Source organism: Mycoplasma sp. AC1221 (assembly GCF_054353815.1).
Genome location: NZ_JBTHHH010000019.1, coordinates 1 through 19,765, shown reverse-complemented (window position 1 = coordinate 19,765; position 19,765 = coordinate 1). Strand labels below are relative to the sequence as shown.

Annotated in this window: 10 protein-coding genes; 2 read left to right on the top strand and 8 right to left on the bottom strand. The window is 28.8% G+C overall.

Annotated features, from left to right (window positions below; genetic code table 4):
* Nucleotides 1-154: 154 nt before the first annotated feature.
* The 6 genes from ACXYRK_RS03605 to ACXYRK_RS03580 all read right to left on the bottom strand — a co-directional run bounded on the left by ACXYRK_RS03605 (nt 155) and on the right by ACXYRK_RS03580 (nt 9,297).
* A complete protein-coding gene (locus ACXYRK_RS03605) occupies nt 155-5,446 on the bottom strand; it encodes an MGA_1079 family surface serine endopeptidase (protein ID WP_458618112.1) in 5,292 nt (1,763 codons plus the stop codon).
* A 174-nt stretch (nt 5,447-5,620) separates the two neighbouring features.
* Entirely contained in the window at nt 5,621-6,556 is a 936-nt protein-coding gene (locus ACXYRK_RS03600) for an MAG1430 family protein (RefSeq protein ID WP_458597282.1), read from the bottom strand.
* Nucleotides 6,556-7,131 (bottom strand): ribosome biogenesis GTP-binding protein YihA/YsxC, encoded by a 576-nt coding sequence (gene yihA, locus ACXYRK_RS03595; protein WP_458597283.1) that lies wholly within the window; start codon nt 7,129-7,131, stop codon nt 6,556-6,558. Before yihA ends, ACXYRK_RS03600 begins: the two co-directional genes overlap by 1 nt.
* Nucleotides 7,124-7,555 carry a pantetheine-phosphate adenylyltransferase gene (gene coaD / locus ACXYRK_RS03590; RefSeq protein ID WP_458597284.1) on the bottom strand — a complete coding sequence of 144 codons (432 nt, stop codon included), beginning with the start codon at nt 7,553-7,555 and terminating at the stop codon, nt 7,124-7,126. Before coaD ends, yihA begins: the two co-directional genes overlap by 8 nt.
* Nucleotides 7,530-8,717, bottom strand: a complete 1,188-nt coding sequence (locus ACXYRK_RS03585; RefSeq protein WP_458597285.1) for an acetate/propionate family kinase — start codon at nt 8,715-8,717, stop codon at nt 7,530-7,532. The genes coaD and ACXYRK_RS03585 overlap by 26 nt, the downstream gene beginning before the upstream one ends.
* Nucleotides 8,718-8,778: 61 nt before the next feature.
* The gene (locus ACXYRK_RS03580; protein ID WP_435130350.1) at nt 8,779-9,297 is read right to left on the bottom strand and encodes a dUTP diphosphatase; all 519 of its coding nucleotides are present in this window, start codon (nt 9,295-9,297) and stop codon (nt 8,779-8,781) included.
* Between the two features lie 158 nt (nt 9,298-9,455).
* On the opposite strand from ACXYRK_RS03580, the gene ACXYRK_RS03575 reads away from it, so the two are divergent.
* On the top strand, nt 9,456-10,286 hold the full coding sequence (locus tag ACXYRK_RS03575) for a hypothetical protein (RefSeq protein WP_458618110.1): 831 nt from the start codon (nt 9,456-9,458) through the stop codon (nt 10,284-10,286).
* 62 nt (nt 10,287-10,348) lie between these two features.
* Complete coding sequence (locus ACXYRK_RS03570) at nt 10,349-11,389, top strand: hypothetical protein (RefSeq protein ID WP_458618108.1); 1,041 nt, start codon at nt 10,349-10,351, stop codon at nt 11,387-11,389.
* Nucleotides 11,390-11,441: 52 nt separating this feature from the next.
* Here ACXYRK_RS03570 and ACXYRK_RS03565 read toward each other — a convergent pair whose 3' ends face one another.
* Complete coding sequence (locus ACXYRK_RS03565) at nt 11,442-15,863, bottom strand: DNA-directed RNA polymerase subunit beta' (protein WP_458597288.1); 4,422 nt, start codon at nt 15,861-15,863, stop codon at nt 11,442-11,444.
* On the bottom strand, nt 15,853-19,500 hold the full coding sequence (rpoB, locus tag ACXYRK_RS03560; RefSeq protein WP_458618106.1) for a DNA-directed RNA polymerase subunit beta: 3,648 nt from the start codon (nt 19,498-19,500) through the stop codon (nt 15,853-15,855). Before rpoB ends, ACXYRK_RS03565 begins: the two co-directional genes overlap by 11 nt.
* Nucleotides 19,501-19,765: the final 265 nt, after the last annotated feature.

Below are 19,765 nucleotides of genomic sequence, written 5' to 3'. Positions count from 1 at the left end.
CTCCTTTTTTATCAAAAAAATCGCCGGGGTGGTACCACCCCGGCGTCCTACTTTATTCATTCATAACTTTATTATATATTTTTTAATCAACTGTTTTTACTTATTTAGTTATTTTTTTGGTATTCTTCTAGGTTATAACAATTTATTATATCAATTATTTTATTTCCTTTAAAAATCAAGGTATTGCATACTTATCAGGATTAATAGCATTTAATCTAAATATCTGTGAAGCAAATGAATGTGTGTTAGGTAGAGCAAGTGGATTTTGCCTATTTCAGTTAATACCCATATAATTAAGATTATATGCATCCAAATATTGATGACGTGTAAAATCAAAACCACCTCCAGCATTTAACAATCCCATCATAATATCACCTGCTAAGTAGTTTCCAGCACCGGAGTGTCCTGATTCGGAAAGTAAAGGCAAGAAATTAGTTTGCATTGCTACATCGAATTGGTTAGTATCTGTTGAACGTGTGATGCGATGCATTAAATAACCAAATTCCTTTTGTCCAGGTCATCCCATCATCGCTGTATCAAATTGCATATCATATGGAGCAGTGGTATATTGTCATTTAAAATCAAATTTTGCACTCGGTATTTTGAATCATTTTTCAAAGAAAATCACTTTATCAATTTGTCCTAATCTGCGAGCTTGCTGAATAATAGGATTGATATCCAAAATCATAATTGATTCATCGAAGAAATCACCAGGTTTTTGTTTTCCATCATTTTGGATCTGATTTACACCTGATCAAATAAAATCTATTGGTTGACTACCTACTGAGTAATTTGGAGTATTTCTTGAGTATCGATACCCAACAGTAACATTTGAGTAGTTATCAAATTGTCCAGAACGGTATCCGTTTTGTCAACCTGGAACAGGTTGTCATATTGGAATAATCAAATATGGTGAGTTAATTCGTCTTGGTAAGTTTTCACCACTGAATTCAGCAAAATTATTTACTCTTTCAACATGTCAGTTGGTGGCAAAGTAAAATCTACCATCATTAGGATCATCGTTAACTTTTGCTAACATTGATGCACTTCCGATATGTTTAGCACCGTTTGCTGTATATAAAAATGATCTAAAAATTGTATTATTAATAAGAGGATCATTAATATATTTTTTGGTTCTAATGTAATCAAAATTCATTTTGTATCCATCATGAAGCTTATATACTACATTGATGTTGGGATTGTATGTATCTGTATCAAATAGATATTGCGGTTTAGTATATATAACTAATGGGGTAGAGTATGAAGAAAGCTCGGTATTAGTATAATCAAATTCATTTGTTATTTGTCCAAAGTCTTCCGATGCTGAATCAGATGTATATTTGATTTTAACTCTTGCTCCATAGTTATTTATAATAAATGGTTGTTTCGGATTAAAATTACTGTTCTCATCAAATTTTATATCTCTGTTTTGATCGACTACAATATCTGTATTATTATCAGTTCAAATTTGATAAATAACACCTTGTTTTGCATCTCAATGCACTTGAACATTAATTTTTACTGTATATTCAGAATGATTAAAATCATATCTAAAATTTAATCGTTTTGCATCGATTAATTTATTTAAATCAAAATTTATATCAAAACCACTTATAGAAGTATTTTTGGCCAAAATACCACCATATATATGAGTTAAAACTTGATTATTTTTATTCTGAGGGTTCAATAAGGTTTTTTCTAGATATTTACGTTTTAAGATTCAGCCTGCAATTTTGGAGTTAGCATCATAGTTTCAAATCGCATCCTGTCAATATGGCTCAATTACTCTTGTTCTTTCTATTTGGTTTGGTTGATGATAAATTTCTTGTAATTTATCAGAACCAAAAGTTAATTTATCAAGCGATTCAACATCCGATGTATTTTTAAATCCTGTTATTTTATATCATACATTTGCTGTAACTAGTTGATTATCGATATTGGTATAACCTAGTTTTATATATGCAGTATCATTTTTATATCCTCCGATAGCAACAATTTTATATTGATTTTCTGGGAAAAGATAATTATTATATAAAAAGTTATGATCATCTCTGTTTGATGTAACTTTTATATATTCATTTAGTTGATCAAGATGATTAGCAAAGTATTTTGCTGAATTTTTAGCTATTTCTTTCTGGTTTATTTGTAAGTTGCTATGTTGGATGTTGTTTAAAATAATATTTGGATAATGAACTTGTTTATAATCGTTAACAAGATTAATAAGATGATATTCTTTAAAATTAGAATATCTTTTATTTGAATCAAATTTATTGATGAATCCGAGCTTAAATTTCAAACCACGTTTTCCTTCTAATTTGAAATCGTAAAAGTAGATAAAGTAGTTTAATATTAATGTTTTTCGTTGCTCATTATCAAGTGGATTGACAGGATTATCAGTTGGATTTATATTAGTTTGATAAGGAACATAAAGTTGATCATCTAAGTTAGTTGCTTTGTTATCTACCCCATTTGAAATATTGATGAAATAATTAGACTTTTTGAAAACATTTGCAGCAATAAAATCCTTAGCATCAAAAAGATTAAATTTCGGACCATTGGTATGTTTTCCATCATTTTTGCGAATGCTAAAATTAGTTTCATTTAACTTATCAATTATTGCTTGATGGTTAGCATCAATTGAAGTGTATCCTGTAAAATCTGAATCTGTCATATTATTACCTGATTTGGGTAGAATATCTTCAAAATCAAGTAATTTGAAATAAGGAAATTCCCTTTCTCAATTTTTTAGTTGTTCGTTTGATACATTTGCTTCGACACCATCGATACTATAAGAAAATTGTAATAATGCTTCACCTTTTCGTAGATTTTTAACCTTTGAACTTTTTACTATCATTTGGTATCTACCGAATTTTGGTAAATCATATGATTCGTCAAATGCTTTTTTAGCTTCTGATGCTAAATACTGAGAGTGTCCTCAATTTCTTCCGTCTTTTATTTTAAGTAAGTTATAAAAAGTTACATTTCCATCTTTTTTGTTTAATAAATCCAGCATGGCCTGTAAATTTATTGCATCAGAATTACTTGGATTTTGAGAAAAAAGAATTGTAGAATCAGTTGATAATTCTGAAGTTTTGATAATTTGTCTATCAAAAAGTACATCAAATTTAAAATATAACTTAGAATTTTCGTATTTTATAAATTGACTAATATCAAATTTAAAGAATTTGCCAACACCACTTGTTTTCGGTTTAAAATACTTTTTTTTATCTTGCAATGATAAGTTTTGTCATTGTTGAAGTGTAAGTTTTTTAAGATTGAAATAATCAACTTGGTAGAATTGATCTAAATTATTTAAAGTAATTTCATTAATAATCGGGTTCACATCTTTGCTAAATGTTATTTCTTTATCAATGGTTGTAAAGAAACTTGGATCATTTTTTAAGAATGCTTTTAAATGAATAATCAAAGTATTCTTGTCATTGTTTTTAAGTTCAAAACTTACTGGTTGATAATCTAAAAACTCTGTGTTAAAGTTATTCAAATAAAATTTTGCATTATTTTTATTTATGGATGCTGAATATAGGTAATTATTTAATTCATATCTTTTTGCATCATCAGAAAGTTCTATATGATCGTTTCCTTGTGCTTGTGTATTTAATTTAGAATCAAAGTCATTTTGATTAAAAACACCTGCTGTCCTTAAAGTTTGATCAATTAGTTGTTTAAATTTATTGAGGGTATTAATAGATTCTTGTATATTTGTATAGTCAAAATCCTGAAATTTATCTGTTATAAAATTATAAATTTTATTAGCATTTAAAGTAATATCTGAGTGTAAAAAATCCCATAAAGCATTGGTATCTATTTGTTTTTTATCTCGTTTATTCTTATATGCTTGATATGCATCTTTTGCACTATTAAATGATGTTATAAAATTTCATAAATTATTTTTATAATTATCATAAGAAGTTGCATCTGATAAAAAATATATTTTAGTAGCATTATAGTTATAAAAACTCTGTGGTGCTTGAATTTTTGATATTTGTGTTAGTAATGCCTTTTTATCATCTTCAATGTTTTTATCACTTTGTTTTATTTTATTCCGTACTTTTGTGAATTGATTCAGTGTTATCACTTGTGATAACTCATTTAATAATTCATCTCTTTGAAAATCATCAATATACTTATCATTTGTAATTTTTTCTTTTAATTCTTTTATTCTGTCTTTTAATTCACTTGGAATCAAATCTTTATCTGTTATATATTTTTTTAATTTATCAGTTTGAGCATCTAAATCATTGTCTAATTTTTCAAATTCATTGTATCTAGGTATAGACGTTATGAACAAATCGATGTCATCGTTGATTTTTTGTAACAAAGTGTTTTGTGAATTTTTAAAATATTGATCTTGCATGGTTTTTATAAAATTAATTTTATCATTAAGGGTTTTTGCTTCAGTTAAAAATTCATTATTTTGATCATTTCTAAATTTTATGTAGAATGTATATCTATTGTTATAAAAGAATTCAAAAACACTAGAATTAATTACTTCATCTGAATCATTCAATGCATTAACCTTATGAAGGTAGGATTTATATGAATTTTCTTGTAAACTGAAAAACTCCACTTTTCCTGTTTGTAATTTGTGGATACTTTTGATTTTTTCTAATAAATTATCAGTTGTTTTTAAATCAAAAAAGTTATCAAATTCACCTTGATTTAAATAATTATTTAGAGATGTTATTTCACTTTCAAGTTCGTTATCAAAAGAATATATAGCATTTGCAGTGTTTTCATATGTTTGTGTAATTATTTGATTGTATAATTGAGTTATATATCGTAGATTATCATAAAAATTATGGTTTATTGAATTTAAATGTGGTACATAATTATTTTTGTTTAACAAAAATAATTTAAGTTTATCGAAAATTGGATTAACTTGATTCAACATAGATGAATTATTTTCAAAAATATCCTTAATATTACTTCTATATTCAGGACCTTTATCATCTAAAACTATATTTTGGATGTTATTAATTTTTTGTTTTAACTGATTCAAAAATAAATCAATATCACTAAAACCATTATTTAAAAATGATTTGGTTTCTGTCAATAGCGATGCTCATTCTTCGTAATTTTGTTTATTAGAATCGAATTCATTTAATTGTAAGACAAGGTTATTTAGTAATTTAGATTTTGACACAACTTCTTCATCACTAAGATCTTGATTGATTAGTCAATTCCTAACATTTGACATTAATTTATTATATGAATTGCTTTTAATGTTATTAAGATTTATGTTGATAAAATTTTGCATTTGTAAATCTTTGTTAGGTTGTTCAGGGGTTGTATTATCTGTTGTATTCGGGTCCTCAGGATCATTTGGGGTGTTAGTTTTTAAACTTTCTTTAAATTGTCCACAAGAAACAGTGGTTAATGTTACAGTTGAAAGTAACATAGTAGTGAATCATTTTTTGAATTTCATATACTCCTTTTTTAAATTTTCAAATGTGTGTATTAATATTTTATAAAATTTAATCTAAAATCTATGTAAAAAGTAGATTTTTTTAAGATTTTCATGATTACATAAGCATCAATATAATGTCTTGATATGAAAAATGAAAAAGTTTTTATAATGAAAAATAAACCTCATAAAGGTTTATTTTTCAAGGGAAATTTGAACATCAATTTCTTTAGAAATTTGATCATAAACTTGTGAATCATCTAATTTATTAACTTTTGCTCAATTGATAATAGGATGTGTTATAAATTTAATATTTAACTTATCCTTGTCAAAATCTAGAGTTGTCTTTTGATAATCAATTTCAAGTTTATTTTTATTTATATTAAGCAGCGAATTAATGAAATTAGTTTTCTTGGTTAAATCATCTTTGTCTGCTTCGTATTTTTGCTTTATATCTTCTGAAGTTTTAGCGTTTTTATAGATATCAGAATCTTTGTTAAGGGATGGAGTTAAATACATCAGTTGATCAATATCAGTAAGTTGTATTTGTTTAAAACCTTTAATTTGATAAAGTGTTCTATATGTTTTTGGATCTTTATTTTTAGCATTTGGGATAAAGGTAATTTGTAAATATAAAATTCCATCCTTGTCATTTGCAAAGGAATAAAAATTTAAGTTATAACCTTCACTTTCACTGTTTGATTCTCTTTTGCCATCACTAGTATTTTTGATGTCTAAAAAAACATTTAATGGAACATTTGAATGGTTTAATGCATAAAAATCTAATGTATTAAGTTGTTTTTGATCTAAAGTTGTTTTAGGTAGTAATTGATCTGATCAGTAATTGTTATCTATCACAGTTGTTCCTGTACGATACAAAGGATTTGTAGCATATTTGCTTGCTAATTCAGATGACATTTTCTTTTGTAATTCTTTACCTGGTTTAAATCCAAAATCTCAACTTGCATAATTTTTATATTTAACATTATTGCTAATTGTTGCATCTTTAATAACATCAGATGATGATGTATCCTTATTTTTATTTAAACTTGCAACTGTAATACCTGCTACAAAAGCAGTGGTTGAAGCAACACCTAAACAAGAAAGAAGTAGAATCTTAACTTTTTTCATTAAACCTCCAATGTTTCATTAATACTTAATAATAAATTATCAATCCCATAATTATTTTCTGAAGAAACAATGTAATATTTATTAAAATTATATTGCTGCATTTCACTTTTGATGTTCTTTAATAACTTACTTTTTCCCTTTTGATTCAGCTTATCTGCTTTGGTATATACAGGTATAAAAGGTAAGTTAATTGAATATAAAAATTCTACCACATTTTTATCATTTTGTGTCATAGAGTGACGACTGTCGATTAATAAATATACACATCTTAAATTTTTACGATTAATTAAATAATCTTCAATCATTTGCATCATTTGCATTTGTTGAGTTTTTGAAACTTTTGCATAACCATAACCAGGTAAATCAACAAATACTGCACCTTTATTATTTTCAAAGAAGTTAAGTAATTGTGTTCGTCCAGGTGTTTTAGAGACCCTTGCTAATTTTTTATTATTAACTAGTGCATTAATTAAACTACTTTTACCAACATTAGACCGTCCTCAGAATGCGATTTCATAATTTGAATGCTCATATCAGTTGCTTTTATTAGTAGCCGATTTGATAAATTTAAACATTTTTTGCTCTTTCTAATGCAGATGAGTATTGTAGGTAGTCTTCATCAGGGATAATTAATATGGTTTCTAATTGAGAATTAAGTAGTTTGTTTCCAGAAGCTAAATCAATTTCGTATGCATAATCAGTTTGATTACGTGCTGAGCGAACCAAGTATTTAACATTAAGTTTTTTTGCAAATTCAGCAGTAAGCATATTTTGATTTTCTAAAACCTTGACATTATCAAGAAATTTAGTTTTTTCTTTCAAAATAGCAGTATTAGTTTTAAAATCGTTACTAGGTTTATCTGGGTTTTGACTTACTACAACATAAATATGGTCAAATAAATCTGCTGCTTTACGAATTATATCCAAATGTCCCTTGTGTATAGGGTTAAAAGATCCAGCATACAATGCTGAATTAATTTTTATAGATTGCTTTGGCATTACGTGCAATCACCAATTCTTCGTTTGTTCTAATTACATAAACTTTAACTTCTGAATCAGGTGTAGAAATTAATTGATAATCACCGATTGAACCTTCATTTAATGTTTTATCTAACTTAATCTTCTTAAAGAAAAGTCTATCAACTATATCTTGTCGAGTTGCTGCTGAGTTTTCACCAACTCCTGCTGTAAATACTAGTGCATCAAGGTGATAACCAATCTTATTTGCATAAATAGCAGTGTAATCCGCAATTTTTTGAGCATATAAATCAAGAGCAAATCTTGCTTGTGGATTTGAATCTGCTGCATTACGAACATCGCGCATATCAGATGAAACACCTGATACACCTAATAAACCACTTTTTTTGTTCAATAAATCAGTGAATGCATTAATATCCATTTGAGTTTGCTTAAGGACAAATTGGTGAATAGATGGATCGATATCACCACTACGAGTTCCCATCATAATTCCTGCTAATGGAGTAAGTCCCATTGAAGTATCAATTGATTTCGAATCTTTAACTGCAGCTAAACTCGCTCCATTTCCAAGGTGTAAATTAACAAAAGAAACAGTTTTTTGTCCTAGAATTTCAGCAAGTTTTTCAGTAATAAATTGATGTGAAATACCATGCATACCATATTTTTTGATATTAAATTTGCTTGCTAAATCATGTGGTATAGCATATGTATAATTAACTTTTTCAATACTTTGGTGAAATGCTGTATCAAAATCTGCACTTAATTTAGCATCTGGAAAAACTTTCTTAAAACCTTGCATCGCTTGCACAGCACCTGGATTATGTAATGGTGCATAAATTGCACATTCTGAAATTAAATCAATTTCTTTTTGTGTAATTTTGGTTGTAGAAGCAAAATAATCTCCACCATGTACTACTCTAAATCCGATAAATTCAATTTCTGCTTTATCTTCAATTAATTTGATTTGTTGCATTAATTTATATACTTCTTCAACTGCAACTTCATGATTTGGCATCACAACATCTATTTCGTGTTTTTGTCCATTAAATTTGATGGTTATATTACCTTTAGGTAAGGTGATTCGTTCAGCAAGCCCACTCGCGATTAACTTTAAAGTATCCTTATCAAAAAGGCTTAGTTTAATTGAACTACTACCTGCATTAATAACTAAAATCTTTTTCATTATATCTCCTAATTATTTTATATTTTACCAAAAATATTGGTAATAATCATTATTATTTAAATTAATAATTGCTATATAAGCGTTTAAAATTCTTCTGATTTTTATAAAAATATGCCTGAATCATTTGTCCATATGTAAAACCAAGCATTACAAAACTCCCTAATGCAATTTCAAAAACCTTTGTGATTTGAGTCTTCAAACTCTGAATATCAGCATTATTGGCCATTTGCATAATTTTACCAATGCCTATAAAAAGTTGTTGAAACTGTTGATTGATATCATCTGAAATTTGTCTCGGTTTTATAAATGGATTTACATCATAAGCATAAGCAAGGTTGATTAAAAAGTGTAATAAGTCCGCAAATTCTTCAGTAACATTTCTTAAATTAACATTTTTGTTAATTTTCCAATATTTGAAACTTTGTACTTCGTTTACAAATTCACCTGCTTCAATCATTAAAGCTAAGGTTTTTTGGGTTAAAACATCTGATTTAGTGAGTTCAGGATGGTTAAGTTGCTGCTTTTGCTCTATTTTTTGATCCAGTTTCTTTTGTAATTGAAATAATAATGATAAATCCATGAATATATTTTAATACAATTTTTATTTTTGTTTATTAATCATTTTTTTGTTTCTCATATTATTTTCATAATTAAAATGATTTAATATTTGTTTTTAAATTTATTTTCAAAATATTAAAAGATTTTTTATATAATAAATATATATAAAAAGGAGAGAAAATGATTGTTTATCTATTACAAGAAAAAATTAATAATGCAAAGATGCTAACATCTGATGAAGAAAATATTAAATTACGAATTACTGAAGCAATATTAAAAAATAAAGAAAAAGATTTTGCAAAGCAATATAATGATTCAGATGTAGAAGACATCTTAGAAGGTCTTTTTAAGATAGCTAAACAAAAACAGACAAACCCGTTAAAAACTGTACGTGAAATTATAGAATCTAAAAGATATACAAATAATGAAAGATCAATTGATTGAGTAAATTTACAAGGGTTTTATAATAGAACTTATAATATTTCGAATGAATATAAAAATAAATTTATTATTAATAGTTATATAAGCGAATATCAATGAAAGAGTCTATATTCATCATTTCGTTCATATGTTTATAATGTTATTTCATATAGAAATTTTATGCAAAATATTATAAGCAAGGTTGCTGCATTTATTTCAGAAAATTTAAATAGAGCTTCCGATTCATTTGATGCATTTATAGAAGCTTCCGATAGTTTGCCATCGCAATTAGCTGCACCAGTAAAATTCGCTTATGCATTGTCACAGGTGATAAAAGAAATTTCACAAATAAAAATACCTAGCGAAAGTGTAAAAGCATATGCAGAAGTCATTGATCAAATGTTTCAAAAAAGAGTATCAATGAATTTAATTTCCGATGTATTAATGAAATTGTATAATAAATCATCTGAGGTTCACTGAATTTATAAAATTTCAATTTCTTATTGAATATATCATAATGAAGCATATAGATTATCTGTGTTAGCAAATAGATATTGAAGTGAAGCAGAAACTAAATGAATAAATTCATAGCATCCTCTAATAAAAATACAATACTTTATAAATTTAAGATAAGGTATGATGTACACTCTTATATGTTTTATTATATAATTTTGATAATCTTATCGCTTTTATATATAGCATCATTAGTTAATGTTGGATTATTTATATATTTAGATATTTTTTATGGTGTCGGTTGAGTTATGTTAGGAATTTCAATAATTTTTCTATATTTATTAGCAAGATTTTTATCTAAATTTTTATTTATTTATATGTATAGACATAATCTAAGGCTGTATGCTTCTTATGCATTACAAGTTTATATGATTCTTAGATTAAAATTTGGGACTTTTAAAAATTTATTAATTGATGAAAAACAAAAAATAATTTTAAAAGTTGCAAGAATACTAAATAAATATGGTTTGGTTTCTGAAGAAGTTTCGGGATTACAAATATTAAATATACAAATAAATAAAAATAATTTAATTTTTTATAAAACAGATTCAAAAGTCAATGATATTAACATAAATGATGTATTAAAACCAAAAATAATTTATCAACTAAATCAAAATGAAATTAAAATAACTATAAATAAAGAGATATTATTTAAAAACTATATTCAGAAGAAAAATGTTTATAGAATATCATGTGAATTTTATTTAATGGATAGCATCTTTAATATGATAAAAAATATTAATAATAAAGATTTTAATTATTATCTTAATATAATGCAACAGATTGATAAAACTTGATTTATAACAACTAATGCAAAGTTAGTTTCTATTTATTTAGATGTAATACTAAAAAATTTAATAGAAGGCAATTTTGAGCATATTACATATGATTATAAGCAATTGAATTTCTATAAAGAAGCATTCAAAGAAGTAAAAATAAATTTATCTGATGAAGAAGTTGTTACATGGGATTTATGAAGTATTCTTTATTATTTGCATAATGATATAAATGTAAAGGCTATGTTAAAGATTGTAAGAGAAAATAGTTATTCGGATATAAAGGATACACAAGAAATAAACCTAAATAATTTTTTCTTACAGATCAAAGATGAAGAAATATTAAAGAAGATAAAACAAATACAATTTAGTCGTAAAAAATATCTAGCTAAAATAGACACATAACTTATTTATCAATAAAAAAGACACTATAACAAACATGTTATAGTGTTGAATTTTATTCAAATGTTTCGTATTCAAATTCTCCAAAGTCATTGTCATGCACTGATTCAAATTGATCTTCATAAGATGATTCGGTTAATTCATCGAAGTCTACATGAATGTTATCTAAAGTATCGTTATCAATAGGAGCATTCGGATCATATTTTGATTTAAAATAGGTTCTGGGATTTCGGATATCATATTTTCCTTTTAGTTCAAAATTACTGTTTGTTCCAGCAGGAATTTTATGTCCTAAAATGATGTTTTCCTTTAAACCTTCAAGTTTATCAACACGATTTCCAACAGCAGAGTTAACTAATATCTTAGCAGTTTCTTGGTAAGAAGCAGCTGACAACCACGAATCTGAAAGTAATGGTACTTGTTTTGCTCCACGGATTTTCACTTCACCATAAGCAGGTTTTAACCCTGCAGCAAGTAGTTTTCCGTTTTCTTTTTGATATACAAATGTATCAATTAATGCACCATTAAAGAATTTTGAATCCCCAGGATCAGTAATCATAATTTTTGATAATAATTGACGGATGATAATTTCAATATATTTATCAGCAATTGTAATTCCTTGAAGACGATAAAGTCTTTGAGTTTCTTTAAGTAAGTAGTTTTGCACCGCACGAGGTCCAGCAACTTCTAAAAGATCTTTTAAGATAATAGGGCCTTCGAAAATCTTTTGTCCAGGAACAACATTATCACCTTTTTTAACACGCAATTTTTGAGAAAGTTTTCCGTTATATTGTGTTTCAATAATTTCACCATTATGTGCAGTTGAACGAACTGTTACAATATAAATATCTGTTTTTTGTCCTGTATCACGGTTTTTAGCTTGTTCGATTTTAACAACCTTACCAAAAACTTTTGAAATAATAGCAGGTTTTCCTCACGGAAAATCATAAGCATCGATAAGCTCGATGAGACGACCAAATCCTCCGGTAATATCTTCAACCCCAGCAACCCCACCAGTATGGAATGTACGCATTGTAAGTTGTGTCCCGGGTTCCCCGATTGATTGAGCTGCAACAACCCCGACCGCTTCACCAGTACTTACGACACGATTGGTTGCTAAGTCTTTTCCATAACAGTGTTTACATACTCCATTACGTGTATGACATGATAATACAGAACGGATATCTACTTTCTCTAATTTTAATTCCTTGGTAATTTTATCTGCGATATCAGGAGTTATTAAGATGTTTGCCTCAACTGCAATATTTCCGTTTTTATCAAGAATCGCAGAGTTGGTATATCTACCTTCAATCCGATCCCATAATGATTCAATAACTGTATCAGTTTTGGTATCTTTAATAGCCTTAACCTCAAAACCAAAATCAGATCCACAATCTTCTTCACGAACAACTATTCCTTGCCCGACATCTACTAATCTACGTGTTAAATATCCAGACTTAGCAGTATTTAAAGCAGTATCGGTAAGTCCTTTACGCGCCCCGTGAGTTGATGAGTAAAATTCATATGCGCTAAGTCCATCAAGGAAAGAAGATTTAACAGGGATTTCAATTGTAGAACGAACCACACGATCATTTTCAGCATCAGCCTTTAAAATTTTGGTGTTGTTGCTCATTAAACCACGCATACCAGCAAGCTGAGTAAAGTTTGATGCATTACCACGGGCTCCTGATGTCATCATCATAAATAATGGGTTTTCAATATCTGATTGTGTAACTTTTTTAAGTTCTTTTTCAATTTCTTCTTTAACCTTTGATCAATGCTGAATTGTTAAATTGTAGCGTTCATCATCAGTTAAGTATCCATCTTCGTAGAATTGACGCAGTTTTGCAGTATGTTCATCTCCTTCTACTATTTTTTCCTTGGTTGATTCTAATGTCTTAACATCGTTCATCGAAATAGTTGTTCCAGAAATGGTAGAATATTGAAAACCTAAGTCCTTAATTTTATCTAAAATTGTAGCGACATAATTTGTATATTTGAATCAAACATTTTCTAAAACTTTTGTATATTCATCGATTGTTCAACTTACTAATGAGTTATCAATTCCTTTTAGATGATTGTTATAATTAATTTTTTCAAACTCTTCAACTAAAAATGTGTTAATTAATTTAGCATGTTCTAATGGAATATAATCACCATTATAATCACGCAATGCTTCACAATCATTTAATCTAAAAGTGTAGTTTGAATAAGTTGTAGCATCAATTATGTTAGCGACATCTTCTTTGGTTACTACATACACATATTTTTCGTAAATTTTACGAATTATCTTTGCAATATCTTTTTTAGCTAATCCACGGGTAACTTCAAGATGTTTAATTACATCCCGAAAGTTTTCACCATAATTTAGTGTATAACGATCTAAAGCATTTTCAGAAGTATGAATTACTTCTTTTTCGATTACAATTTCTTTACCATCAGAATCTTGTTTATATGTTTTTTCGCTGTATTTACCAAAAACAAATTCAAATTCATCTGGGAAAGCTTGATTTAAAATAAATTTACCAACTGATGAAATAATATAAGGTTTATTGGTCTGTTCTGATATGAATTTTTTATTTAATGCAGCAATAGGTAAAACAATTCGAGCATGTAAATCTAGATAATCTCTTTCATAAGCTAGCATCATTTCATCGAATGAACCATAATAATTTCCTTCACCTTTAACACCTGCTTTTTCAATAGTTAAATAGTAAAGTCCTAAAATCATATCTTGTGACGGGTTAATAATTGGTTCACCATCTTTAGGACCTAAAATATTTTTTGAAGCAAGCATTAATTCTTTTGCTTCAAGAACGGCTTGATCACTAACTGGGATGTGTACTGCCATTTGATCCCCGTCGAAGTCGGCATTAAATGCTGTTGTTACTAACGGATGCAATTTGATTGCTTTTCCACGAATTAATACAGGATAAAATGCTTGGATTGAAAGACGGTGTAAGGTAGGAGCACGGTTTAATAGTACCGGTCTATCTTCAATTGCGCGTTCTACATATGGTCAAATTCTTGGATCAAGACCTTCGATGAGTTTTTTAGCTGTTTTAACACTTGTAACCCCATCTTCATTAGAAATAAGTTCGCGAACAATTCAAGGTTCGAATAATTTAGCCGCCATATCACGAGGAATACCGACTTCATACATTTTAAGTTTAGGACCACCGACAATAACACTACGTCCTGAATAATCAACACGTTTTCCGAGTAAGTTTTGACGGAAGCGCCCTTTCTTACCTGTTAAAGCATCTGAAATAGATTTAAGTGGTTGTCCATCTTTTGAAGAAACCGGAGCTGGTTTTTTTCTACCATTGTCAATTAAAGCATCAACTGCTTCTTGAATCATCCGATATTCATTTTGCTTGATTAACATTGGAGCATCTTGTTCGATTCATTTCTTTAAACGGGTGTTACGAATAATGATGCGACGATAGAGTTCGTTAATATCACTTGTTGAGTGTCTTCCACCATCTAATTGTACCAATGGTCTAAGATCAGCAGGAATAACTGGTAAGTTATAAATTAACATATCGGTAGGTTTTTGTCCAGAGCGAATAAATGAAGTTATAATAGTAAGACGTTTGTATAATTTGGTTCGTTCTTGGATTTTTGAAGCAGAATTATTTACTCCGTTTTCTTCAATTTCTAAGTTTATTGCATCAATATCAGCTTGAACTGCTGCTCTTTCTGCTTCTAAATCAATATGTTTAAGTAGGTATTCAATAGCATTTGAACCTGTTCCAATTTTAGCATCGGTAAATTCTTCAATAACTTCATTGTAAGAATAAAAGTCAATTCCAAATGATTTTCCATCTTCAGATTGTGCATATTCAAGCAGTTCATCTAATGTTTGTTGAATTTCTTCGATAGCATCTGGATCATCGTATTCTAATGTTAACATTTCACGAAGAACTTCAAGATAAAATTCAGGTGCTTCGTTAATATTTACAATAGTATTCTTTTTAAGTGATTTTAAATTACCTGTTTCTAAAACAATATGAGATTTATAATAAATAAGTTTTTCTAAATCAGCCTTTGTTACCGGTTTATTACTATCGTGAACTCTAAGACCTAGAAGTTTTGAAATAATAGAGTGATCAATTTTGAAAAATCAAAAGTGTACAACAGGGTTTTCAAGTTTGATATGTCCCATTCTACTACGACGTGAAATTTTGGGTAAAATCACTGGTTTATATTTTTCACATTGTGGATTTTTAGTACAGATTTGATTTTCATCAGTTTTTTTGTATTTAGTACCACACACAGGACATTTATAATCAGTTACTGGACCAAAGATTAATTCATCAAAAAGTCCATCTTTTTCTGGTTTATATGTTTTATAGTTAATGGTTTCAGGTTTAGTTACCTCGCCATAAGATCATTTTTCAACATCTGCTTTTGTAGCAAGTGAAAGGGTAATTCTGTTGATGGGTGATTTTTTATCAAAAGTATTATTCATCATCACCTCCTGTTTCAAATTGAATCATATCAAATTCGGTTATTTGGTCGCTTTCATCTATTGTGTCAGAAAGTTCTAATTTCATTCCTAAACCTTTAAGTTCGTGACTTAAAACATTAAATGATTCAGGTGTTCCTGGAGTTGGTAGTTGTTTTCCGGAAACTAATGCAGAATAAAGGGCATTACGTCCTAAAATATCATCGGATTTATAAGTTAATATCTCTTGTAAAACATTGGTTGCACCATATGATTCAAGTGCTCATGTTTCCATTTCACCAAATCTTTGACCACCATTTTGTGATTTTCCTCCAAGAGGTTGTTGAGTAATTAGTGAATATGGACCGACAGAACGAGCATGCATTTTATCATCCACCATATGGTTAAGTTTAAGCATATACATTACACCCACAGAAATAGGTTTATCGAACCTACGTCCTGTAATGGGATCAATTACAATTTGTTTACCTGTTTTATCTAATCCTGCTTCTTCTAATGCGGCCTCAATATCTTGTTTTTTTACTCCATCAAAAGACGGGGAAACAAATTTGGTGTTCAATTTACGAGCAGCCATTCCAAGATGAAGTTCTAAGATTTGTCCAATGTTCATCCGTGATGGTACTCCTTGTGGATTAAGCATAATATCAAGTGGTGTTCCATCTTCTAAATATGGCATATCTTCTTCTGGTAAAACAATTGAAATAACACCTTTGTTTCCATGGCGACCTGCCATTTTATCACCAACTTTAATCTTACGTTTTTGTGCAATTGAAACTTTAACAATTTTCTCTACACCTTCTTCTAAAACATCATTATTTTCTTTTGAAAGAACTTCAACATGGATAACAGTTCCTCCATGACCATTTTTTACTTTCAAGGATGTATCTTTAATTCCGGTTGAACGACTTCCTAAAATAGCTTGAAGCAACTTTTCTTCTTGTGAAGGGTTTTCTTCACCTTTTGGAGATGTGCGACCCACTAAAACATCACCGGGTAACACTTCGGAACCTACTTTTACAATACCTGTTTCATCAAGATGACGAATCGAATGCTTAGAAACTTGTGGGATATTAGCTGTTAATATATCGTTTCCAGCACGAGAACTACGGAATTGGATAATTTGTTCTTCAACATGAATAGATGTATAAACATCATCTTTAACCAGTCTTTCGTTAATAATAACAGCATCTTCAAAGTTGTATCCGTTTCAAGTGGTAAAACCAACTAAAACATTCTTACCTAGTGCTAATTCACCGTCCTTAAAAGAAGAACCATCAGTTAATAAATCTCCAGCTTTAACTTGTTGTCCTTTACGAACTAGTGGTTTTTGCTGAATAACTGTTCCTTGGTTACTTCTTTCAAAATTACGCAGTGAATATTTATCAGTTACACCACTTTCGCTACGCTGTACAAAGATTTTTGAACTATCAACATATGTAACAGTTCCTGAGTTTTTTGCAATAAGGTTATAAGAAGAGTATTTAGCAATATCTGCTTCAATTCCAGTTGCAATTAAAGGTGCTTCAGCTTCTATTAATGGAACTGCTTGACGTTGCATATTCGATCCCATCAGTGCACGGTTAGCATCATCATTTTCTAAGAATGGTATACCTGCAGCAGCGACGGAAACCATTTGTTTTGATGACACTTCCAAAAAATCAACATCTTTTGGGGTTCCAACAATATAGTTGTAATCACGTCTTATAGTTAGTGTAGGAGTAATAATTTTGTTGTTATCATCAATTTGTACTGATGATTGAGCAAATGAATATCCGATTTCTTGGGCAGCTGTTAAATAACGAACATCGTTATAATCAACAACGCCATTATTAACTTTATAATAAGGGGTTTTTAAGAATCCGAGTTCATCAACTTGTGCAAATGTTGCATAGTTTAAAATCAAACCGATATTAAGTCCTTCAGGTGTTTCGATCGGACAAATTCTTCCATAGTGAGTTGAATGAACATCCCGAACTTCAAATTGAGCCGTATCACGACTAAGACCACCAGGTCCTAATGATGTAACACGGCGTTTGTTAGAAACTTCTGCTAATGGATTAATTTGATCCATAAATTGTGAAAGTTTCGAAGAGTTAAAAAAGGTTTTCATCTGGTTGGTAATGAGTTTGTTATTAGTTACATTTTTTGCAGTAACTTTTTCGGCTTCCTTTGAACCAATACGTTCGCGAGTAGTTTTTTCAAGTTTTGCTAAAGCAATCATCAATTGTGCTTCCAATAATTCACCAACAGAAACAATTCTTTTGTTAATCAATGAATCCGGATCATCATCTTGGCCTACTCCAACAGTAAGATTGAAATAGTAACTAATAGCAGCAACAATATCGGAAATTAATAAGTGTGTTTCGATTGATTTAGGATCATTACCAATTATAATAATAGGTTGCTCCGGCTTAGTTTCCATTCATTTTTTAGACGGATATATTTTGACTTTAATAATTTTAGTTCGTTTTCTTAATTCTGGATTATTGTATCCGTGATGGTTTTCGTAATGATGTGAATTTGTTTCACTAGCAGGACGATAAACTTTATGATAAACATGTTCTGGATCGATGTCTTCTAACTTCTCTGATGGTAGAACACGTGTATTAAATCATCCTTGGATTTCTTGTGCTTTTTTATAATCAATAAATGAACCTTTGCTTAATAAGATTTCACCGTTTTTTGTTTTTAAATCTTCAGCAAGGTATGTTTTAGTAATACGGTCTACTAAAGAAAGTTTTTTATTAAGCATATAACGACCCGTTACAGAAAGGTTGTATCTTTTTTTATCAAACAACATACTTGGAAGCAATGATTTTTTTGCTTCTGCTGTTTCGCGATCTCCTTTACGAATGGTTTTGAAGATTTCCTCTTGTGAAAAATCAATAATTTCTTGTTGATTATATTCTTCATTACCAAGAATTTTATCCTTTTTCAAGGTTTCAACTAGCAATTCATTCTTACCAAAAAGTTTATACAGCATTTTTGGAGTAAATCCAAAAGAACCAAGTAAGGTACCTAATGCAATACTTTTATTCTTATCGACTTTAACTTTTACAACATCTAGATTCGATGAAGTAACTTTGTGTGAAACTTCAAATCATGAACCGATTCTTGGTAAAATTTCAAGTTTGTTAAACAAATCATCTGATTGCTTGTTACGTACACCTAATCCGAAATAAGCACCAGGTGATCGGATAAGTTGGCTCACAATAACTTTTTCAGAACCGTTAATAATAAAACTACCACCAGAAGTCATATATGGAATTTCTCCTAATAAGACTCTTTCTTGTTTTACAACTCCTGTTTTTACATTTTCTACATTTAAATTAACATAAACTTTTGCACTAAAGTTCATACCTTTAGCTTTACATTTGTTGATTTCATCACCTTCACTAGTGATTTTTTTATATGGTAATTCAACATCAAAACTAGATTTTAAGCACTCAAGTCTAATTTGTCCAGTTGTAATAGGATAAATTTCCATTAATGCATTTTGAATACCATTCTTCATAAATTCTGCAAAAGATTCTTTGTTTGTTTGAAGAATATCAAAAAGAGGTAGAGATTGTTTGGTGATAGAATAATCTCTACGTTCAGTTTTTGGACCAAATTTACGAATTCGATATTTTTTTTGTTCCATTTTAACCCTTTCGAAAATTGCAATTTTCTTTTTTATGAATTTCATTTTTGTGGTATTATCATAAAAACATAAAAAGTGAAATAAATTATACCATAAAATAAAGTAAAGAGTATGCAAATATTTTAGAAAAAAATCTCCAAAAAGTCTTAAAATAGTTGGACTTTTTAGAGAAAAAGTTGTTGATTTTTATTTTTTAGATGCTTTGTAATTTAAACATGGACACTTTTGTGGTACTAAAAATGTGTTTTGTTAAAAATTGAATTCT